We start from the raw sequence: 20057 nt of genomic DNA on the forward strand, positions 1-20057 counted from the left end.
AAGGAGTACAAAATGTATAAAATTCTAGCTGGATTCGGGTCAATTGTACGTTCATTGTGGATGGTTTTTAGCCACGTGACACGTAAACGTGACACCATTTTATATCCAGAAGTGCCAGCTGAACAAATTGTTCCGCCACGTTTTCGTGGTCGTATTGTATTGACTCGTGATCCAGATGGTGAAGAGCGCTGCGTTGCATGTAACCTGTGTGCAGTTGCATGTCCAGTGGGTTGTATCTCTTTACAAAAAGCTGAAAAAGAAGATGGTCGTTGGTATCCGGAATTTTTCCGTATCAACTTCTCACGTTGTATTTTCTGCGGTATGTGCGAAGAAGCATGTCCAACGACTGCAATTCAGATGACACCTGACTTCGAGTTAGGTGAATACGTTCGTCAAGATTTGGTTTATGAGAAAGAAAACTTACTCATTTCAGGTCCTGGTAAATATCCTGACTATAACTTCTACCGTGTAACGGGTATGGCTGTTACAGGTAAAGAGAAAGGTCAAGCACAACGTGAAAGTGCGCCTGTTGACGTACGGAGCTTATTACCATGATGTGGCCATTTTATTTGATGGCACTTGTGGCCATTATCTCTACGGTTCGTGTTGTCACCAATGCGAATCCTGTACATGCATTACTGAGCTTGATCGTGTCACTTCTTGCAGTTGCAGGAATATTTATGATCGTGGGTGCACCATTTGCTGGTGCGCTTGAAATTATTGTTTATGCAGGCGCGATTATGGTGTTGTTCGTGTTTGTGGTGATGATGCTGAATCTGGGTCAACATACTGTTGAGCAAGAACGTAAGTGGCTCACTTCATCTGCATGGGCGTACCCAGCATTAATGAGTTTCCTGATGGGCTTAGTACTTGTCTGGATGCTCGGTTCAGATTACACCACGGCTGGTCCTGTAATGGGCACCGAAGTGATTGGACCTAAAGCTGTTGGTCAAGCGCTCTTTACTCACTATTTACTATTGGTTGAAGTTGCCGCGATGTTATTGCTTGCAGCCCTTGTTGCAGCATTCCATTTAGGTAAACGTGAACCAAGTGCAGAAAAGGAAAAAGAATAATGGGCAACATCCCTTTAGAACATGGTTTGATCGTTGCAACCATTCTTTTTGCACTTGGTTTCTACGGTGTAATGGTGCGACGCAACCTATTATTTATGTTAATGAGCCTTGAAATTATGATGAACGCAGCTGCACTTGCGTTTGTTTTAGCGGGGAGTGCTTGGTTACAACCAGATGGACAAATTATGTTTATCTTGATTTTAACCCTTGCTGCTGCTGAGGCATGTATTGGTCTTGCGATCGTCCTTCAGTTCTACCATCGCTTCCATCATTTGGATGTGGATGCTGCTAGTGAGATGCGCGGATGAGTTATTTATATTTAACAGTATTATTTCCGCTCATTGGTTTTATCCTTTTAGCGGCAGGGCGTAACAAGCTTCCTGAAAATGTTGCAGCCATAATTGGGGTCGGTTCAGTCGGTTTATCTGCTTTATTTGCATTGATAGCTGGCATGGGCTTTGTTGCAAATGGCTCAGTGGCACAAGTCCAACATCTGTGGACTTGGTTCAATGTCGGTGGTTTTGCACCGGGCATGAGCTTACATTTAGATGGTTTATCATTACTCATGATGGGTATGGTGACGGGTGTCGGTTTCCTCATCCACATCTTTGCATCATGGTACATGCGTGGTGAAGAAGATTTCGCGCGTTTCTTCTCTTATTTCAACCTGTTTGTAGCAAGCATGTTGCTTCTCGTATTGGGCGATAACTTAGCGTTATTGTTCTTGGGTTGGGAAGGCGTAGGTCTATGTTCATACTTGTTGATTGGTTACTACTACCAAAACCCAGAAAATGGTTTTGCTGCAATCAAAGCATTTACCGTAACGCGTGTCGGTGACGTATTCTTGCTGATTGCATTGTTCTTGCTTTACCAACAATTTGGTACTTTGCATATTGGAACAATCGTTGCGAATGCACCTCAAGTATTAGCGGGTGATCATTCACTGGCGATCTGGACATCTTTAATGTTGTTCTTGGGTGCGGCAGGTAAATCTGCGCAAATTCCATTACAAACATGGCTTGCCGATGCGATGGCAGGTCCTACACCTGTTTCTGCATTGATTCACGCTGCAACAATGGTAACTGCAGGTATTTACCTGTGCTGCCGTATGTTCTCAGTGTTGGAAATGACTCCTGAAGTGATGATGTTTATCTCAATCACGGGTGCGGTAACATTGATTGTGGCTGGTTTTGCTGCATTGGTTCAAACAGACATCAAACGTATTTTGGCTTACTCAACCATGAGTCAGCTGGGTTATATGTTTATGGCTGTTGGTGCTGAAGCTTACCAAGCAGGTTTGTTCCACATGCTTGCTCACGCATTCTTTAAAGCGTTATTGTTCCTTTCTTCAGGTGCGGTGATTCTGGCTTACCATCACGAACAAAACATCTTCAAAATGGGTGGCTTGTTTAAACATAACAAATTCTTGTTTGCTTGCTTCGCCATTGGTGGTGGTGCATTGGCCGCAATTCCATTCTTAACCGTTGGCTTCTTCTCAAAAGATGCCATTCTTGGCGCAGTTTGGGCACAAGGTCATATTGCAAATCTTCCAGTATATAACTGTTTATATTGGACGGGTGTTGCAGGTGCATTCTTAACCTCAATTTATACATTCCGCTTAATTTGGGTGGTATTCTTTGGTAAAGAAAATACGCCATATCACGCAATTAAAGGTGCGACTTATTGGGCTCCTTTGGCGATTTTGGCCGTACTTTCAACAGGCTTAGCTTACTTCTTAAAAGCGCCAGTCGAAGCGATTCTAAACGCTGCAAAAATTCCAGCATTTGTTATTCCTGAAGCGCTTGAAGCAGGGGTACATGGTGCAGAGCACACAGCTGTAGGTATTGCACTGGCAGGTCTGGTGGTTGGCATCATCTTATTTGTATTTGCTTATAATGCAGTGAAAGGTTTTGCTCAAACTTCATTGGGTGCTGGTCTTGTTAATATCTGTCGTAATGCACTTGGTTTCGATGCCTTGTATAACATCGTATTTGTGAAACCATATTTGCTGATTGCGAAAATTCTAGGTCGTGATCCGATTGATGGTTTGTGGTTAGTGCTTCCTGCCATTGTTAAAAGTGGTCATAGCTTCACCAGCTCGCGTCAAACAGGTTCATTGCGTGAATACGCATCAAGTATGTCACTTGGTGTCGTAGTATTACTGATGATCTTGATCGTGATTCAGGTCGTGGGGAAATAAGATGGAAATCACAAACAATTGGATTTTACCCGCGCTGATCCTCGTACCGTTCATTGCAGGTTTTATTTGCTGGTTGGTTGATAAATTTGACCAGTATTTACCACGCTATATCGCATTATTCGGTATGCTCATTACTTTGGGCTTAACGATCGCGCTTTGGCAAACAGGTACATTTACGTATGAATTAGGCGCTAAAGTTCCGACTTGGTCTGCCGAATTCATGGTGCCTTGGATTCAAACTCTCGGCATTAACATTCACTTAGCGGTGGATGGTCTTTCACTGCTTATGGTTGGCTTGACTGCATTACTGGGTGTACTTGCAGTGGGCTGTTCATGGGGTGAAATTCAAAAGAATGTTGGCTTCTTCCACCTGAACCTTTTATGGTCATTAGGTGGTGTGATCGGTGTATTCTTAGCGATTGATTTGTTCTTGTTCTTCTTCTTCTGGGAGATGATGCTGGTTCCAATCTATTTCTTGATTGCACTTTGGGGTCATAAAGGCGCAGATGGTAAATCTCGTGTTTATGCTGCAACCAAATTCTTTATCTATACCCAAGTCGCGGGTTTAATCATGCTGATCGGTATCCTAGGCCTTGTGGTTTACGGTTACATGATGACAGGCATGATTGGATTCGATTACAACTACTTGTTAGGTGTGGCGAATACGCTTGATGCGCAATTACCATCAGTGGCATATGCCTTGATGATTTGTATGTTTATTGGTTTCGCTGTGAAACTTCCAGTGTTTCCATTGCATGGTTGGTTACCAGATGCACATGCTCAAGCACCAACAGCCGGTTCTGTTGACTTAGCAGGTATCTTGATTAAGACCGCTGCATACGGTTTACTGCGTTTTGTTATTCCGTTCTTCCCAGCGGCTTCTGCACAATTTGCAGACATCGCGATCATCTTAGGTTTAATTGGTGTTTTCTACGGTGCTTGGTGTGCTTTCCAACAAACCGATATGAAACGCTTACTTGCTTATACTTCTATTTCGCACATGGGCTTTGTTTTACTTGCGCTTTACGCAGGTAATATTCTGACGTTCCAAGGCTTAATGATTATGATGTTGGCACATGGTTTATCCTCTGCTGCGTTGTTCATTATGTGTGGTCAAGTGTACGAGCGTTTACATACACGTGACTTACGTCAAATGGGTGGTATTCGTGGTCAATTCCAATACCTTTCATTCTTCCTCATGTTCTTTGTCGCTGCGCTTGTTGGTATTCCAGGCTTAGGTAACTTTATTGGTGAATTCCTCATACTTATGGGTTCATTCGGTAAATTCCCAACCTTTACCATTTTGGCTGCAATCAGCTTAGTCTTAGCTGGTCTTTATGGCTTAATCCTAATTCATAAAGCATTGTTTGGTACGCCAAATGAAGAGCAAAAACAGCATTATACAAATCCATTGAAAGACTTAAATGCACGTGAAATTGTTATTTTGCTCATTTGTGCATTTGGTCTACTTTGGCTTGGTATTTTCCCACAAAGCTTCCTTGATATTTCAAATTCAAGCATGGCGTGGTTGGCAAATAGCTATATCCCAGTTCAAGAGACGGTTGAGGTTGTACAACAAGCAACCACTCAACTCGAAAATGTGGAGATCCAATAAGCATGAACTTCACAATGTCATTTTCTGAACTTATGCCATTAGCTCCTGTGATGATCGTAGCTTTAACTGCGGTCGTTGTGATGATTCTTACGTCAATTAAACGTAACCACGATTTAATTGCAACAGCATCTGTGGTTGGCTTAAACCTTGCTGCGGCCTACATTTTGTTGGCTATGTTCGGTGGTGCTTTTGCACCAGCGAACGTGATGGGCATGTTTATGGTCGATCCATTTAGCTTGCTTTATCAATTGGTCATTTTAGTTGCGGCACTTGCTTGCTGTACGTTGTCGCATGCTTATATTGAAAGCTATAACGATAACCGTGAAGAACTTTACATCTTAATGTTGTGTTCGGTTGCGGGTGCGATGTTAATGGTTTCAAGCTCTCACTATGCATCGTTCTTCATTAGCCTTGAGTTAATGTCGATTCCTGTATACGGTTTGTTGGCATATACGCATCAACGTTCGCAATCTTTAGAAGCGGGCATTAAATACCTTGTTCTTTCAGCCACTGCTTCGGCAATGTTGTTGATGGGCATGGCATATATCTATGCTTATACGGGTTCGTTGTCTTTCTATGACAATGTTCAAGCACTAATGCAAGCGATTCACCAACCAATGGTGGTTTTAGGTTTAGGCTTAATCATCTTTGCTGTAGCATTTAAATTGTCGCTTGCGCCATTTCATAAATGGACACCAGACGTTTATGCAGGTGCACCAGCGCCAATCGCAACATTCCTTGCGACTGCGGCTAAAGTGGCAACCATTGGTTTGTTTGTACGTTATTTATTAACGTCAGGTGCAATCTTGGTTGATTCTATCGTAACCATCATTACGATTCTTGCAGTGCTTTCAATCTTGGTCGGTAACTTCCTTGCAGTACGTCAAGTCAACTTGAAACGTATTTTGGGTTACTCTTCAATTGCACACTTTGGTTATTTGTTGATTGGTTTAATCAGCATGACTTATGCAAGCCTTGGTAACGTAACAGTCTATGTCATTACTTATGTGCTTACAACGCTCGGTGCTTTCGGTGCGGTAGCCTTAATGTCGAGTCCGTATAACAATGCGGATGAAGCACAAAGTTTAGCGGATTACCGTGGTTTGTTCTGGCGTCGTCCAGTACTGACTGCAACCTTGACTGTGATGATGTTGTCTCTTGCAGGTATTCCATTGACTGCGGGCTTCATTGGTAAGTTCTTGGTGGTGATGGCTGCGGTTACAACGCAACATTGGTTCCTTGCTGCAATGATTGTGGTGGGTTCAGGTATTGGTTTGTACTATTACCTTCGTGTAATGATTGTGATGTACATGACTGCACCAGAAATACCACGTATTGATGCTGATAAACATTGGGGTCAAAAAGTGGGCGGTATTATGGTACTTGCTGCGGCATTGGCGGTATTGGTGATCGGTATTTATCCAGATCCAATCATTAAGTTAGCGCTTCAAGCAGAAATTTTATCTCCATTACATTTCATGCTTTCGCAACAGTAATCTAAAAAAACGATTATTTTTTACTAAAAAGCCTCCTTACTTAGGGGGCTTTTTAGTTTATAAGCACTATAAAAAACATTTATACTAGGAGAAATTTTTATTTCATCTTTTAGGTGTTCTCCCGTGGCTATTCATGAAATCCGACATCCGCTTATTCGCCATAAACTTGGTTTGCTACGCCGTGCAGACATTAGTACAAAAAATTTCCGCGAGTTAGCACAAGAAGTCACCATGCTTCTGACTTACGAAGCCACCAAAGATTTACCCGTATGTGACCATGAAATTGATGGTTGGAATGGTAAAGTGACTGTAGACCGCATTGTGGGCAAAAAGATTACTGTTGTACCCATTTTACGTGCCGGTATTGGTATGTTGGATGGTTTTTTAAACCTGATTCCAAGCGCAAAAGTCTCTGTCTTGGGTCTAGAGCGTGATGAAAAAACATTAGAAGCACGTACTTATTATAAAAAATTAGTGCCTGATGTTCAAAACCGTCTGGCGATGATTATTGACCCAATGTTAGCAACAGGTTCATCACTGGTTGCCGCGATTGACGTATTAAAAGCAAGTGGCTGTAAAGATATTCGTGTGATGGTATTGGTTGCTGCACCCGAAGGGATTAAACGTGTTGAGACTGCACATCCTGATGTGATTATCTTTACTGCATCGATTGATGATGGTTTGAATGAACATGGTTATATCGTTCCAGGTCTGGGTGATGCTGGCGATAAAATCTTTGGTTCAGTTCAAAAAGACTAATTTTTGAATTTGATCAAAAAGGGGGCTTTTAAAGCCTCTTTTTTATATACTGTCCTAATAGCGTTTACAGATTAGAGTAAAGTTCATGAAATTAGAATATAGATTCGGCAAAGTATTCAAATACAATCCTGAAAAAGGATTCGGTTTTATTTCAATGGCAGGCGAAGATATATTTTTCCATATCTCGGATTTTGCCACCGCCACAGAGGTTGAGCCAAAACGCAATGAAAAAGTAAAATTTGTGCTTGAAGAAAATGGCGAGAAGCTGAAAGCAACACGTATTGAGCGTGTTGATCCAAATCCAGCTAAAACTAAACAGAAAAAAATATTGGAACACAATGAAGCCATTTCAACAGCGTTATTATCAAACTTCAAACGTTGATTAAATAAATTTTCGTCATCTAAGTGTTTTATTTAGATGCTTGAAATACTCATTAAAAAGCGCCATTAAGGTGCTTTTTTTATTACAATTCTCGACATAAGATTTAAACATTAAGAGTGACTTATGTTTGTTGAGGGGAAAATCAAAACCTATAATGAAGAACGTGGCTTTGGATTTATTAGCAGGGATGGTGAGTCGAAAGATTTATTTTTTCATATCAAGGATTTCCCTAATAAAAGTGTCGAACCTAAAATAGGGGAGAACTTAAAGTTTCGTATCGTCGAAGATAACGGAAAATTAAAAGCTGATCAGATTGTTCGTTTAGAGTTTAAAATTGAGTCGGTTACGCATACGCCGCAAAGTCGAGCTCAAGCTAATCGTTCACATCGAGATCGTTCAAAGGCTAAACAAGCAAAGCCGGTTAGCGGATTATTCACGACGATCATTGGTTTCGTAATCATCGTGGGTTTAGCGTATATGGTGTATGGTAAATATCAGCGTTGGCAGCTTGCTCAACAGCCTGCTATTGCTCCTGCACAGACCATAGTTACACAGCCTATTGATTCAAATCCGAATGGTTATCGTTGTGATGGTCGAATCCATTGTGGTCAAATGAACTCTAGAGAAGAAGCCCGTTGGTTTGTAAGTAATTGTCCAGGAACAAAAATGGATGGTAATAATGATGGAGAGCCTTGTGAAAATGATTCACGTTGGTAATTCTTAAAATGTAAAAAAGCGCCATCTAGGCGCTTTTTTACCATCAAAATTCTTATTTTTCACAGAATTTCATAAAAGCTTTTAACCCCGGCCCTTGATACTTTTGACGATGAACTAGCATAAATAAAGGACGGGTCAGTTGCCAGAAAGGTGTCTCTAAAATCACCAGCTGACCTTTTTCAAGTAAAGGTTCAATGGCGAGTTTAGAAATACAGGACATGCCAATCCCACCCGCGACAATTTTCAGAATCGCTTCATTATGACCAAGAGTCAAACGGATATTGGCATCGGGTAAATCTTTTAGAATCGCATTATCAAAAACTTCACGTGTACCTGAACCTTCTTCCCGTAAAATCCACTGTATAACAACAGATTCAAAGTCAGCAGGGGTCAGTGGACGTCCGAGTTGTGCCAGTGGATGATTGGGTGAACAACACACTGCAAGTTCATCATCGCGCCAGTGAATACACTGCAACTGCGGTAAATGGCATGAACCTTCAATCAGTGCTAAATCCAACTGGAATTGATTTACCGCTTCAATCATTTGGCGAGTATTGCCGACTTGAAGTTGCAAATGTGCTTGTGGTTGAACCTGTAAGAAGTCTGCCATGAGATCAGGCATTAGGTAATCACTGATGGTCAGTGTGGCACCCAGTCTTAAGTCAATACTTTGTAACTCGCCTTTGGCTGCCTGTTCGAATGCATCACAACGACCTAAAATTTCTAATGCTTGTGGCAATAGATAACGACCTAAATCATTCAATTGTAGACGCTTACCTAAGCGGTCAAACAGTGGAGCACCTAAGCCATCTTCTAAGTCTGCTAAAGCCATACTTGCGGCACTTTGAGTGAGTTTTACGGCATCACTGGCTTTGGTTACTGTGCCTTCTTGGGCGACTGCTACAAAAACAGCCAACTGGCGTAAAGTCATGCGCATGAATAGAGCCTTAACATTTAAAAAATATTAATAAATTATGTTGGCATGCTACCATGAGCGCAGTCTTTCATGCCACGTTGAAATCATGTCAATTGAAAAATTTAGCTTAGAAAAAGTCTTATCTGTACATCGTTGGACCAATACCTTATTCAGTTTTACCCTGACACGACCTGCACATTTTAAATTTACCGCAGGGCAGTTTGCGCGTATTGGTTTAAAAGTGGGAGATGAACTGGTGGTTCGGGCTTATTCAGTGGTGTCATCACCTTTCGATGAAACCTTGGAATTCTTTTCAATTGTAGTGCCTGATGGTGCATTTACCTCGAATTTACAGCACTTACAGGTTGGCGATGAACTGTACCTAGAAAAAATTCCATATGGATTTTTAACACTGACGCGTTATCAATTGCCTTTACCGCATGATTTATGGTTATTGGCAACGGGGACAGGTTTAGCACCTTTTATTTCCATGCTGCAAGATTTTGACACGTGGTCAAAATATAAAAAAATCAATCTGGTTTATAGTGTTCGTACTGCATCCGAACTGGCTTATGCAACACGTATTGAGGAAATTGCAGCAACTTTTGGTGAAGGGCATAGCGGCTTTAAATTTGTGCCAATTATCACCCGTGATCCCAATGCAGCATTACATGATCGCCTACCAGTGCTGATTGAAAATGGTGAATTAGAAAAAGCAGTTGGATTACAATTCAATACCGAAAGCAGTCATGTGATGCTGTGTGGTAATCCGCAAATGGTGGAGGACACCAAAGAAGCCTTGAAAGCTCGTGGTTTAATTATGAACCGACGTGGTGAAGGTAATATTGCGGTTGAAAATTATTGGTAAAAATTCTGACCTAAAAAATCCCTCTAATGGTGAGGGATTTTTTATTCATTTTTAATGCACGAACATATCGATATATTCACGGATTTCTTGAATAGCGGTTTCGACATCGGCTGTGAGCCATGTTGGTTCAAATAGCCCTGAATAATGCTCAAGACGATCTTGTGGAACAACCAAACGAATTGGACATTCTTCTTCTAATAAGCGCCAAGGAATGATTGGTACTTCATTGTCTAAAAAGGGTGCAATATTACGAATATCAATTACCATTGCATTGATGCATTCGGGAAAAGGCATCACTGAAAATTCTTCAGTACGGCGGCGAAAATATTCCAAGTCACCCCATTTGAGTACATAGCTTGGTTTGTTAAATTCAATAATACCAATTAGATGTTCATCACGAGTGTAATGCAAGCAACATTGATGAGTGACATCAGTGTCCAAATCAAGCGTTACAGATTGTTGACGATACGCCATAAAGTTAAGCAGCATGAAAAACAAGGTGCATAATTATAGCTCATTTTCGCTTTTTCAGCAGCAAAAGCATTGTTCATCTTTATTCCTTATAAAAGATCAGCCTTTGCGTGATTTATTTTTCTTGGCGTAGAGTTTGAAACCGTTTTTGAATATTTTTTAAACGCGATGAGGGGTTATGTTTTTTGGATAACTTTAGAAATTTACATGTACTCACCATCTCACTATGCTTTTATACACAACAGCGCAATAATTATTGTTAGCATAAAATTACGAGGGAGAATATTTAAAAATAGAGGGGAAAACTTATGACACATGATTTTAATAAACCACCTCATGTCATTAGTGCAGAAGAAAAAACGCACAAGAAAAGAGTACCTGTATATATTTTAATTCTTATTGGTATTTTCTTTATTGCATTACTTGCCTATATGTTTGCAGATAGAGCGCCATCAGCCACTGATGCAGCTCCTAATCCTTCAGCTCAGCCAGCAACACCGAACAATACAACCACAGGTAGCGATAAGGATAACGCAAAAGGCTATTAACTGACTGACCATTTATTTAGCTTTTTATTCAAGCCCTAGTCTGCAAAGACTGGGGTTTTTTGCAATCTAATGTGCCATTTTGTTGTATTTGTGATGGTTAGTGTTGCTTAAAAAACAAGCAAAACCTAATGTATTTTGAATTGCATCATTTTAGGCTGAGTTCACTCAAGAGAACAGCATGATTTATACACAGTAAAACTTCAATAAGTAATAACAAGAGGAAATGACAACATGAATGAGTATTTTTCTGGAGCTCCTAGAGGCGCAGAGTTTGATGCCATGTACTATTGGAATCAATTTCATCCCATTTTAGCGGCTGTTGCTATTTTATTGATTGGTTGGATTGTTGCACTTGTTATTGCAGCAGGTGTTAAGAAAGTTTTAGAAAAATTGGGAACAAACCAAAAGCTTTCTACTGCCACTGGGCATCGTTCCAATATAGAAAGTATTGTCTCACGTGTGGTGTTTTGGCTGGTGATGATCATTGCTGTGATTGGTGCATTAAATGTGCTGAATCTCACCAGTGTCAGTGGGCCATTTAGTAATATGATTCAACAGTTCTTGCTCTTTATTCCTCAACTTTTAGCTGCTTTGGCTGTTGGGTTTATTGGCTGGATTGTGGCAAATTTAGTCAAAGTGGGCTTGCAAAAGCTACTTGATCGAACACAACTGGATGAAAAACTCAGTGCGGATGTGGGTGTTAGTCCAATTAGCCAAAATATTAGCAATATTGTGTATTGGCTGATTTTGTTGTTATTCCTTCCGATTGTTTTATCTATTTTAGGTCTAAATGGATTGTTGTTCCCAATCCAAAATATGCTTAATGAAATGGTTTCATTCTTACCCAATATCTTTATTGCTGCTGTTATTGTTTTTGTGGGTTATATCTTGGCAAAAATTGTACGCGGTATTATTGAAGGTTTGGTAAATAGTTTAAATTTACAACAACAAGCACAGAAAATTGGTCTATTTAAAAACTCCAATTTGCCGCAAGTACTTGGTTCATTTGTCTTTGCAATGGTCATTATTACGGCATTGATTATTGCGTTTGAAACTTTAGGCATAGAAGCCATTTCTCAACCCGCTACAGCGATGTTGTATGAAATTATGAATGCGATACCGCATATTATTGCGGCAGGGCTAATTTTAATTTTGGCTTATGTGGTTTCACGTTTTGTCGCCAATTTGGTGGTCGAAGTGATCTCTGGAACAGGTGTCGATGAAATACCTGCTAAGTTAGATGTGCAGCGCTTTTTAGGCACGACCAAAGTGTCTTGCATAGTCGGTTACTTGATTGTCTTCTTTACCATGCTGTTTGCTGTTTCTGAAGCAGCAAACCGACTGGGCTTTGAGCAAGTCAGTGGACTGATTTCCATGTTTATCCAATTCGGTGCCGATATTTTATTGGGTGCTGTCATTTTATTGGTCGGTTTCTGGCTTGCCAATCTGGTGGCGAAAGTCATTGGGCGCGGTGAGTATAATAGTTCACGTTGGTTAGCCAATTTAGTGCGTATACTGATTATGGGCTTAGTGGTGGCGATGGGCTTACGTGCCATGGGTATTGCAGACTCTATTGTCAATTTGGCATTTGGTTTAACACTAGGCGCAGTTGCAGTCGCATTTGCTCTGGCTTTTGGTTTGGGTGGTCGTCAACCTGCGGAGCGTTTACTGTCAGAGTTAATGGATAAAGCCAAAAAGCAAGCCTGCAAACCAAATCCGTTACATGATTCATCCAGACCAGAGGAGCACATAGCCTCTTTGACTGAACAAGTTGATTCAAGCGTAATGGCAGATGAATATCAAAGTACAGATGTTCCTGTCACCGAAGTTGATGTTGATCCAGCCCATAAACCCTTAAATAAACCTTTTGGCTCTACAGGAGAGGCAGAAGCAGATGTTGACCTTCATCCCAAAGATGATCCGAAATAACCGTTAAATTTTGCTCGGGATCGATCACCGTGATGTGGTCGATCTTTGATTTCATGCTCAATGAGGAAAGGGTGATGTTAAAAAAACAACCGAATAAATTTATAGCACCAATTGTCATTGCAGGAATTACAGCAGGATTCTTGATTAGTGCATATAAATTTGTATTTGCCAAACCTAAGCAAACAATGGATCAGATAGAACATGATTATTCAGTAAATAAATCACCAGATATGAAAGATGAAAAAATAATGAATAAATGATTGTTTTTTTAATTTTTTATGATATTTATAAATGACTATTTCATAAAAAATAAACATTTAGATTAATGTGAATGAAATATTTATAAATCATACTCGGATGAATGATTAGCAATAATAAAGGGGAAATATTATGTTATTGAATAAAGTTTTAAAGACATTTTCGATGATGCTAGATGCCAATAAATCTGCTCATGCAGCAGAAGCAATGGTTAAAATGGAGATCACCATTGCTCGCTTACAGCAGACTAAACAGGTCGATTTATTGCGTACTGATTATTTAGAATAATTCAGTTTGGAATAATTCAGTAGTGATTAAACATATTGCGATGCGGCATGTGCAGACGACCATGCCCATTGAAAATTAAACCCGCCTAAATGTCCTGAAACATCTAAAATTTCACCAACAAAGTACAAGCCTTTTTGCTTTTTACTTTCCATAGTTTTAGAGGATACTTCTGTGGTATCCACACCGCCCAAAGTCACTTCCGCAGTACGATAGCCTTCAGTTCCTGATGGTTTGACCTCAAAAGCATGTAAACGATTGGCAATTTGTTCTAATTTATCATCGCTCAAATTACCAATTGAAGTTTCAGCAGATTCAGCCCAAATTAAGGTTTGTAATTCTAAAACGACACTTTTCGGTAAATGTTCAATCAATAACGTACGCAACAAAACTTTCGGTTGGCTTTGTTTCTTCGCTTTAAAGAAGTCGAGTAAATCCAGATAAGGCAGGAAGTTAATTTTAAAGCTTTGACCGACATCCCAATAGTTCGAAAGTTGTAAAGAACTTGGCCCACTTAAACCCCGATGGGTAAATAACAAGGCTTCGGTAAAGCTGTTTAAGTCATTCGATAAGGTTGCATCGACGGCATTGCCACTTAAACGCGTGGTGACTTCTTTAAACTGATCGGAAAAGGTAAAAGGCACTAAGCCAGCACGAGTCTGGTGTATATGATGCCCAAATTTTTTAGCGATGTCATAACCAATGCCTGAACCGCCTAAGGTCGGAACAGATAAACCACCTGATGCAACCACCACTGATTCAGTTTGAAAATGACCGAGTGTGGTTGCGACTTGAAAACCTTGATCGGCAATTGAGGTCACCGCTTTTACTTCACAACTGGTTTTAATCTCGACTAAGCCTGTTTTATCGCATTCAGCTAACAGCATGGCTAAAATTTCTTTGGCACCATTTAGAGTAAAGAGCTGACCATGTTTGCGTTCTTCGTATGCAATAGCATGTTGGCAGACCAAAGCAATAAAGTCCCAATTGGTATAACGCGTGAGGGCAGAAATCACAAAATGTGGATTATGTGAAATAAAATTTTCAGGTTCGACATACAGGTTGGTGAAGTTACATTTACCACCACCAGACATCAGAATTTTTTTACCCACTTTATTGGCTTTTTCAAGCACCAGAACTTTACGACCACGTTCGGCAGCCATATAAGCAGTCATCAAACCTGACGCACCTGCACCTAAAACAATGACATCATATTGATTTGAAGACATGAAAAACTCACGGGAGATAAAAGCAGGGCATTATAGACAATTTTGCGCTCAATTTCAGGTTTGATCTTACTTGAGGGCTTTACCTTGTAAACCGCCACTATGAATGATCAGAATTCTTGTATTTGGGGGGAAATATTTTTTTTGAATTAAATCGAAAATCCCGTAGAGCATTTTTCCGGTATAGACCTGTTCCAAAGGAATAGCAAAATCCTGTTCAAATTTTTCGATAAATTGCATCAGTTCCGTTGGTGCTTTGGCATAACCGCCAAAACAATAATCATCCATGATGTTCCAGTTTTTCTTGACCGTATACTGGGCAACCTCATGGGATAAAAAATCCCCTTTTAACACAGAAAAACCCAAAATAGTTTGATGGGCTGCACTTGCTTCAATCAGACCTGAAATCGTGCCACCAGTCCCAACCGCACAGCAAATCACATCATAATTTTGTCGATCATGTTCGCTTAATATTTCCTGACAGCCTTGGATTGCAAGCGCATTGGTGCCACCTTCAGGAATAATATAGTGCTCGGGGAACTGTTGTTTTAATGCTGACAAATATTCAGGCTGATCTTTGTGTCGATACTGCTGGCGCGAGACAAAATGTAGTTGCATGCCGAAGTGTTGTGCCGTGCTTAATGTTGGATTAAGGACTTTATCACTCAGTTCTTCACCGCGAATGATCCCGACACTTTTTAGACCAAATAAATGTGCTGCATAGGCGGTGGCAGCAATATGATTGGAATAAGCACCACCAAAGGTTAATACGTTATCAAAGCCTTGTTGCTGTGCTTCCAGAACATTGTATTTCAGTTTAAAAAATTTATTGCCCGAAATTTGCGGATGAATTTGATCTAGCCGTTTAATGCTCAGACTGACTGAGGGATCAAGTATTAATTTTTGATAAGCAATGGTTTGGGCAATACTGTCAAACATAGATGAATCTAAATCAATAAGTTCCACAGCATTGTACCCGTAGTTTTAGAAGCTAATAAAATTAAAGCTGTAAAATTAGAGAGTTCAGTGTTCATCTTGTATGGGCAAATATGGTTGTAAAAATTTTAAATCATCTTTATTTGTAAGAATATCTTAAGTCATTGAATATGAATTATAAAAAAAAGATCACTAAATGTGCATTAGTGCTAAGCTAACGATATAACAATGATGAAAAAGAGGATATGTAATGAAAAAGCTATCCATTGGTTTATCTATTTGCTTGTTGGTTTTATTGACGGCTTGTGATGCAAAAGATGATTATAACAAGCCAAAAACTGAGGTACGTACCATGATTATTGGTGGTATGCCTATTCATGATGAGGATTATCGCCTTAGCCAGCTGAATGCCCGCGAAAGTAAACCTGTCGTTCAACAGTAAGGCGATCAAGAAAAGAAGCTGAGCATATACATATTGTCAGTACATGGGCGTGTAGTGAGATGTGTAAGAAGGAACAGATGCAGTGTGCTAAGCCAGATGTGTGAAAATTTGAACTAGACGTTTTACGTCTTGTAAATAGTCTGTGTTCTTTAAAACCTTTCAAAAGTAGCGCTAATGCTGATGTAAATGTATAAAAAATCAGTCAATAAAATGCGGCAGTGCTGATTCTAAAGCATCGAGTATTGAATATTTTTTGATTTATGCAAGTGATCTAATTAATCTGAAATATAAAATTATTAGGGTAATAAGCATATAAAACACGTAGAATTGACCAACATATTTTTCCTCATTATTTAAGGTCAAACGCATTGGAATCAGTATTGATATTAGGCTCAATTACTTTTGCGCTGGTGCTGGGTGCAATTAGCCCCGGGCCAACGTTTATTTATGTAGCAAAAAATTCAATTGCGATTTCACGTAAACATGGATTATTTACGGCTTTAGGCACAGGTACGGGTGCTGCTTTATTTGGCTTTTTAGCAGTCATGGGATTGCAAGCTGTTTTACTGGCAGTGCCATCCGCTTATCTGGCTTTGAAAATTTGTGGTGGTTTATATTTACTTTGGCTGGCGTATAAAATTATTAAACATGCCAAAGAGCCGATGCAAACCGCAGAAGGCGATGTAAAGCCCATGACTCATGCGCAGGCCTATCGTTTAGGTTTAATTACGCAGTTAAGTAATCCTAAAATTGCCATTATTTTAGCCAGTGTTTTTACGGCACTTTTACCGAAAGAAATTCCTACTTATTTTTATCTGGTTTTACCGATTTTATGTTTTTTTATTGATGCAGGCTGGTATTCATTGGTGGCAGTGGCATTATCGGCTGAAGGGCCAAGAAAAGTTTATTTAAAGTCTAAAGCTATTTTTGACCGAATTGCAGGTGGGGTTATGACTTTACTGGGCTTAAAACTCATTTTTGGTATGAAGTAGTTTTTTGCGTCATTCGCATATCGTATTATTTTATCATTTCTAGAGCAAAGCAATGCATCAGGTATTGCTTTAAGCATTTGCAAATGAATACGAAAATTAGAAAATAAGCTGTAGAAAATAAAAGACCGACGATTCGAGTGATATGAAATCGTCGGTCAAAAAATCTGTTGCAAATTTTAGTTCGGGCTGCTGTTCCATACTAAAACTTGAAACTTAGTAAGTTTATTGCTTTAGGAAAAGTTCACCGAAAATGTTGTGGATGCCGGTACAAATTAACGGGTTTATGAACTTCTTACCTCATATAACGTAGGGGTTTACAGATTGGTTGACAATAAAATGAAAAAAAACTCATTTTTTTTTATAATGGTGATCTAAACGTTGTTTACGTAGGTACATAGTGTCACTAAATCGATATTTTTTATGGTTTTTTTTATTTTGCTTTATTTTTACCTGTATCTGCGGTGTTTTAGCCGCTTTATTGCCTACAGGCATGGGCGGTATTTTGACTGTAATACCGTATTTAACAGCCATGATTTTAGTGCTTTATAAGTTTTTAAAACAACAACAGCGTGCACCCAGTGATCAAGAGCGGAAAAAAATAACTTTAGGATTTAGTCTGATTTTCTGGGGCTATAACCTTGCCTTTTTGTTGGTTGGAATTTTAATTTTTTCTAAAGGTGATCCCGATATTTGGCAAAATTTCCTATTTTATCTAAAAAATCCACAATTTATGAGTGTGGTGATGGTGATGATTCTGTTGATTGCGATACCGCTATATCTCTTAACGTATTGGTTTTATGGTAAACAAGCACAACGTATGGCAAAAAAAATGTTCGGTTGATCAATGATCCTTGCTTGAATTTTCAACGCTCTTGATCTATAGATAGAAGAAACAAGAGAGATCATGAAATGCAAAAAGCATGTGTATTGATTACAGGTGCAAGTGGTTTTATTGGTTCGCATCTTATTGCTTATTTATTGGCGCGTGATTATGCAGTGGTTGGACTCACGCGACAAAAAGATAAGCTGTCTCGTCATCCGAGTCTGATTTGGATTCAGCAGTTAGATGAACTGAAAACCGATCGTATTGACTATGTGATTAATCTTGCGGGCGAAAATATTGGCAAGGCACGTTGGACAGCCAAGAGAAAACAGCAGTTAATCCAGAGTCGTGTTGAAACCACACAGCAACTTTATCGTTACTTAGAAAAAAGACAGATTTTTCCCAAGCGGATTATTTCAGGTTCTGCCGTGGGCTATTATGGTATTGATCCGACTGAACAGTGGACAGCGGTGTGTACTGAACAGTCTGCGCCACAGTCTATTTTTATGTCGGAACTGTGTCAGCGATGGGAACATGCTGCATTAAGTTTTCAGTCTCAGCAGACTAAAATCGTACGTTTCGGGATTGTCTTTGCAAACAATGGTGGCATTCTTCCGCAAATGTTATTGCCGATTAAACTGAATATGGTGGGGCGTATTGGGCATGGGCGGCAACCTGTGGTTTGGGTACATATTCAAGATGTGCTACGTGCAATTGAATTTTTAATGACCAAAGAAACTACGGCTCAGACTTTTAATGTGGTTTGCCCAGAAAAAATGACCCAAGCGCAGTTTGTGCACATTGCCGCACAGCAACTGAAACGTAAACCTTTTTTCTGTTTACCGACTTTTGTTTTGAAAGCAGTGTTGGGTGAGCAATCGCAATTGGTTTTAAATGGTCAATATGTGCAACCCAAAGCATTGCAAGATGTGGGATTTGAGTTTAAATATCCCACGTTAAAACAGGCTTTGGAGGATATTTTAGGGTCGAGTTAAGTCGTTAAAGTATTGGCAGTCAGTCTTGTTGGACAAAAAGCCATTGGGTCGAGCAAGGTCGGTTGTTTTAGTATGAGCTGTCTTAATAGACGTGCAGATGCAGGTCCCATACATAAACCATTACGGAAATGCCCAAAGTTTGCCCATAGATTATCAAGCTCGGGCATTTTTCCAATATAGGGCACACCTGTCGGTGAACTTGGTCTTAAGCCAGCCCATTGTTTGACGATTGGAAATGCTGCCAGTTCAGGCACCATCTCGAAGCATGCTGCTAAAATGGTCTGTTTGGTTGCAGCAGTAGGCGTGGTGTCGAAACCGCAATGGGCCATGCTTGAGCCGCATACGACATGCCCATCTAAACGTGGAATTAAATACATCACGTTATTCATGCACATGGTGGGCAACCAGTTTTGTGGGGTTTTAAACAGCACCATTTGTCCTTGTACAGGCTGGACAGGAATATCTAAATCGAGTTGTTCAGACCAATGTTTAGACCAAGCGCCTGTGGTAATCACAAACTGGTCTGCGAAATAGGTTTGCTGATTTTGACTACGAATGGATTGAACTTTGCCATTTACAATATTGAACTGTTCAATTGGACAGTGTTCAATAAATTCAACTTTAGGGTGCTGCTTTAAGTAGCCAATCATAGATTGTAACAATCTTGGATTACGTACATTGGCAATCTGCGGGAAATACATGGCATGTTGAAATTGCGGATGAATGAAGGGATTCACTTGTGCCAATTGTTCTGCTTGTAAATATTCAGCGTGCTGCATCGGTTGTTGAAATTGCTGGGCGTAATTCAATCCTGTTTCAAAATCAGCTTCATCAAAAATCAGTAGACCTGTTTCATGAATTTCAAAATCAATGCCTGAAATGGGCTTTAATTTTTCATTCCAGTCTAAATACAGAGACTTTCCGTGTTGTGCCAATTGATTCACAGCATGCGGATAGCGCCACGGGTACATCGGGGAGAGAATTCCGCCACCAGCCCATGATGCGGCTTGACCTGCGTGTTGCTGATCGAAAATAATGACGGAACATCCTTGTTCCACAAGCTCTAAAGCAGACATTAAACCGCTAATACCTGCTCCAATAATGGCAATTTTCATCGCTTGCGTCA

23 protein-coding genes are annotated in these 20057 nt (G+C 40.0%); 18 read left to right on the top strand and 5 right to left on the bottom strand.

The window, feature by feature from the left end:
- Window positions 1-12 precede the first annotated feature (12 nt).
- The 9 genes from nuoI (at window position 13) to BLV99_RS05535 (ending at window position 8242) form a co-directional block, all read left to right on the top strand.
- Entirely contained in the window at window positions 13-555 is a 543-nt protein-coding gene (nuoI, locus tag BLV99_RS05495) for an NADH-quinone oxidoreductase subunit NuoI (RefSeq protein ID WP_086164483.1), read from the top strand.
- Window positions 555-1073 carry an NADH-quinone oxidoreductase subunit J gene (gene nuoJ, locus BLV99_RS05500; RefSeq protein WP_171259157.1) on the top strand — a complete coding sequence of 173 codons (519 nt, stop codon included), beginning with the start codon at window positions 555-557 and terminating at the stop codon, window positions 1071-1073. Before nuoI ends, nuoJ begins: the two co-directional genes overlap by 1 nt.
- On the top strand, window positions 1073-1381 hold the full coding sequence (nuoK, locus tag BLV99_RS05505) for an NADH-quinone oxidoreductase subunit NuoK (RefSeq protein ID WP_004651041.1): 309 nt from the start codon (window positions 1073-1075) through the stop codon (window positions 1379-1381). Before nuoJ ends, nuoK begins: the two co-directional genes overlap by 1 nt.
- Window positions 1378-3273, top strand: coding sequence for an NADH-quinone oxidoreductase subunit L (gene nuoL / locus BLV99_RS05510; protein WP_086185079.1), 1896 nt, complete (start codon window positions 1378-1380; stop codon window positions 3271-3273). Before nuoK ends, nuoL begins: the two co-directional genes overlap by 4 nt.
- A 7-nt stretch (window positions 3274-3280) precedes the next feature.
- A complete protein-coding gene (nuoM, locus tag BLV99_RS05515; protein ID WP_171259158.1) occupies window positions 3281-4888 on the top strand; it encodes an NADH-quinone oxidoreductase subunit M in 1608 nt (535 codons plus the stop codon).
- Between the two features lie 2 nt (window positions 4889-4890).
- Window positions 4891-6384, top strand: a complete 1494-nt coding sequence (nuoN, locus tag BLV99_RS05520) for an NADH-quinone oxidoreductase subunit NuoN (RefSeq protein ID WP_086185081.1) — start codon at window positions 4891-4893, stop codon at window positions 6382-6384.
- A 123-nt stretch (window positions 6385-6507) separates the two neighbouring features.
- Window positions 6508-7143: a uracil phosphoribosyltransferase gene (upp, locus tag BLV99_RS05525; RefSeq protein WP_004651045.1), complete on the top strand. Its 636-nt coding sequence runs from the start codon at window positions 6508-6510 to the stop codon at window positions 7141-7143.
- A gap of 85 nt (window positions 7144-7228) precedes the next feature.
- On the top strand, window positions 7229-7525 hold the full coding sequence (locus BLV99_RS05530) for a cold shock domain-containing protein (RefSeq protein WP_086185082.1): 297 nt from the start codon (window positions 7229-7231) through the stop codon (window positions 7523-7525).
- 123 nt (window positions 7526-7648) lie between these two features.
- Window positions 7649-8242 (top strand): cold shock domain-containing protein, encoded by a 594-nt coding sequence (locus BLV99_RS05535; RefSeq protein ID WP_092688510.1) that lies wholly within the window; start codon window positions 7649-7651, stop codon window positions 8240-8242.
- 52 nt (window positions 8243-8294) lie between these two features.
- Here the strand turns inward: BLV99_RS05535 and gigC are convergent, their stop codons facing one another.
- The gene (gene gigC, locus BLV99_RS05540; protein ID WP_086185083.1) at window positions 8295-9179 is read right to left on the bottom strand and encodes a LysR family transcriptional regulator GigC; all 885 of its coding nucleotides are present in this window, start codon (window positions 9177-9179) and stop codon (window positions 8295-8297) included.
- Window positions 9180-9264: 85 nt separating this feature from the next.
- On the opposite strand from gigC, the gene BLV99_RS05545 reads away from it, so the two are divergent.
- Window positions 9265-10026, top strand: coding sequence for a ferredoxin--NADP reductase (locus BLV99_RS05545; RefSeq protein WP_086185084.1), 762 nt, complete (start codon window positions 9265-9267; stop codon window positions 10024-10026).
- A 51-nt stretch (window positions 10027-10077) separates the two neighbouring features.
- Here BLV99_RS05545 and BLV99_RS05550 read toward each other — a convergent pair whose 3' ends face one another.
- Window positions 10078-10500: a hypothetical protein gene (locus BLV99_RS05550; RefSeq protein WP_034697336.1), complete on the bottom strand. Its 423-nt coding sequence runs from the start codon at window positions 10498-10500 to the stop codon at window positions 10078-10080.
- Window positions 10501-10805: 305 nt separating this feature from the next.
- Between BLV99_RS05550 and BLV99_RS05555 the strand changes: the two genes are divergently transcribed.
- The 4 genes from BLV99_RS05555 (at window position 10806) to BLV99_RS18195 (ending at window position 13520) form a co-directional block, all read left to right on the top strand.
- Window positions 10806-11045, top strand: coding sequence for a hypothetical protein (locus BLV99_RS05555; RefSeq protein ID WP_092688513.1), 240 nt, complete (start codon window positions 10806-10808; stop codon window positions 11043-11045).
- A gap of 231 nt (window positions 11046-11276) precedes the next feature.
- A complete protein-coding gene (locus BLV99_RS05560) occupies window positions 11277-12974 on the top strand; it encodes a mechanosensitive ion channel (RefSeq protein ID WP_092688516.1) in 1698 nt (565 codons plus the stop codon).
- Window positions 12975-13048: 74 nt separating this feature from the next.
- The gene (locus BLV99_RS05565; RefSeq protein ID WP_092688519.1) at window positions 13049-13234 is read left to right on the top strand and encodes a hypothetical protein; all 186 of its coding nucleotides are present in this window, start codon (window positions 13049-13051) and stop codon (window positions 13232-13234) included.
- Window positions 13235-13364: 130 nt separating this feature from the next.
- Window positions 13365-13520, top strand: coding sequence for a hypothetical protein (locus BLV99_RS18195; protein WP_167356304.1), 156 nt, complete (start codon window positions 13365-13367; stop codon window positions 13518-13520).
- 26 nt (window positions 13521-13546) lie between these two features.
- Here the strand turns inward: BLV99_RS18195 and BLV99_RS05570 are convergent, their stop codons facing one another.
- Together BLV99_RS05570 and BLV99_RS05575 are read right to left on the bottom strand one after the other, a co-directional pair.
- Complete coding sequence (locus BLV99_RS05570) at window positions 13547-14746, bottom strand: BaiN/RdsA family NAD(P)/FAD-dependent oxidoreductase (protein WP_092688522.1); 1200 nt, start codon at window positions 14744-14746, stop codon at window positions 13547-13549.
- 66 nt (window positions 14747-14812) lie between these two features.
- Window positions 14813-15682: a 1-aminocyclopropane-1-carboxylate deaminase/D-cysteine desulfhydrase gene (locus tag BLV99_RS05575; RefSeq protein WP_092688525.1), complete on the bottom strand. Its 870-nt coding sequence runs from the start codon at window positions 15680-15682 to the stop codon at window positions 14813-14815.
- 247 nt (window positions 15683-15929) lie between these two features.
- Here BLV99_RS05575 and BLV99_RS05580 point away from each other — a divergent pair, with 247 nt between their 5' ends.
- The 4 genes from BLV99_RS05580 to BLV99_RS05595 all read left to right on the top strand — a co-directional run bounded on the left by BLV99_RS05580 (window position 15930) and on the right by BLV99_RS05595 (window position 18931).
- Window positions 15930-16121, top strand: coding sequence for an NF038215 family lipoprotein (locus BLV99_RS05580; RefSeq protein ID WP_092688528.1), 192 nt, complete (start codon window positions 15930-15932; stop codon window positions 16119-16121).
- A 368-nt stretch (window positions 16122-16489) separates the two neighbouring features.
- Complete coding sequence (locus BLV99_RS05585) at window positions 16490-17113, top strand: LysE family translocator (protein WP_092688531.1); 624 nt, start codon at window positions 16490-16492, stop codon at window positions 17111-17113.
- Window positions 17114-17507: 394 nt separating this feature from the next.
- Window positions 17508-17954 carry an ABZJ_00895 family protein gene (locus BLV99_RS05590; protein ID WP_086164465.1) on the top strand — a complete coding sequence of 149 codons (447 nt, stop codon included), beginning with the start codon at window positions 17508-17510 and terminating at the stop codon, window positions 17952-17954.
- Between the two features lie 68 nt (window positions 17955-18022).
- Window positions 18023-18931, top strand: coding sequence for a TIGR01777 family oxidoreductase (locus tag BLV99_RS05595; RefSeq protein WP_092688534.1), 909 nt, complete (start codon window positions 18023-18025; stop codon window positions 18929-18931).
- Here the strand turns inward: BLV99_RS05595 and thiO are convergent.
- The gene (gene thiO / locus BLV99_RS05600; protein WP_092688803.1) at window positions 18928-20046 is read right to left on the bottom strand and encodes a glycine oxidase ThiO; all 1119 of its coding nucleotides are present in this window, start codon (window positions 20044-20046) and stop codon (window positions 18928-18930) included. The genes BLV99_RS05595 and thiO overlap by 4 nt on opposite strands.
- Between the last annotated feature and the right edge of the window lie 11 nt (window positions 20047-20057).

It is taken from the genome of Acinetobacter kyonggiensis, from assembly GCF_900107285.1.
Classification (GTDB): domain Bacteria; phylum Pseudomonadota; class Gammaproteobacteria; order Pseudomonadales; family Moraxellaceae; genus Acinetobacter; species Acinetobacter kyonggiensis.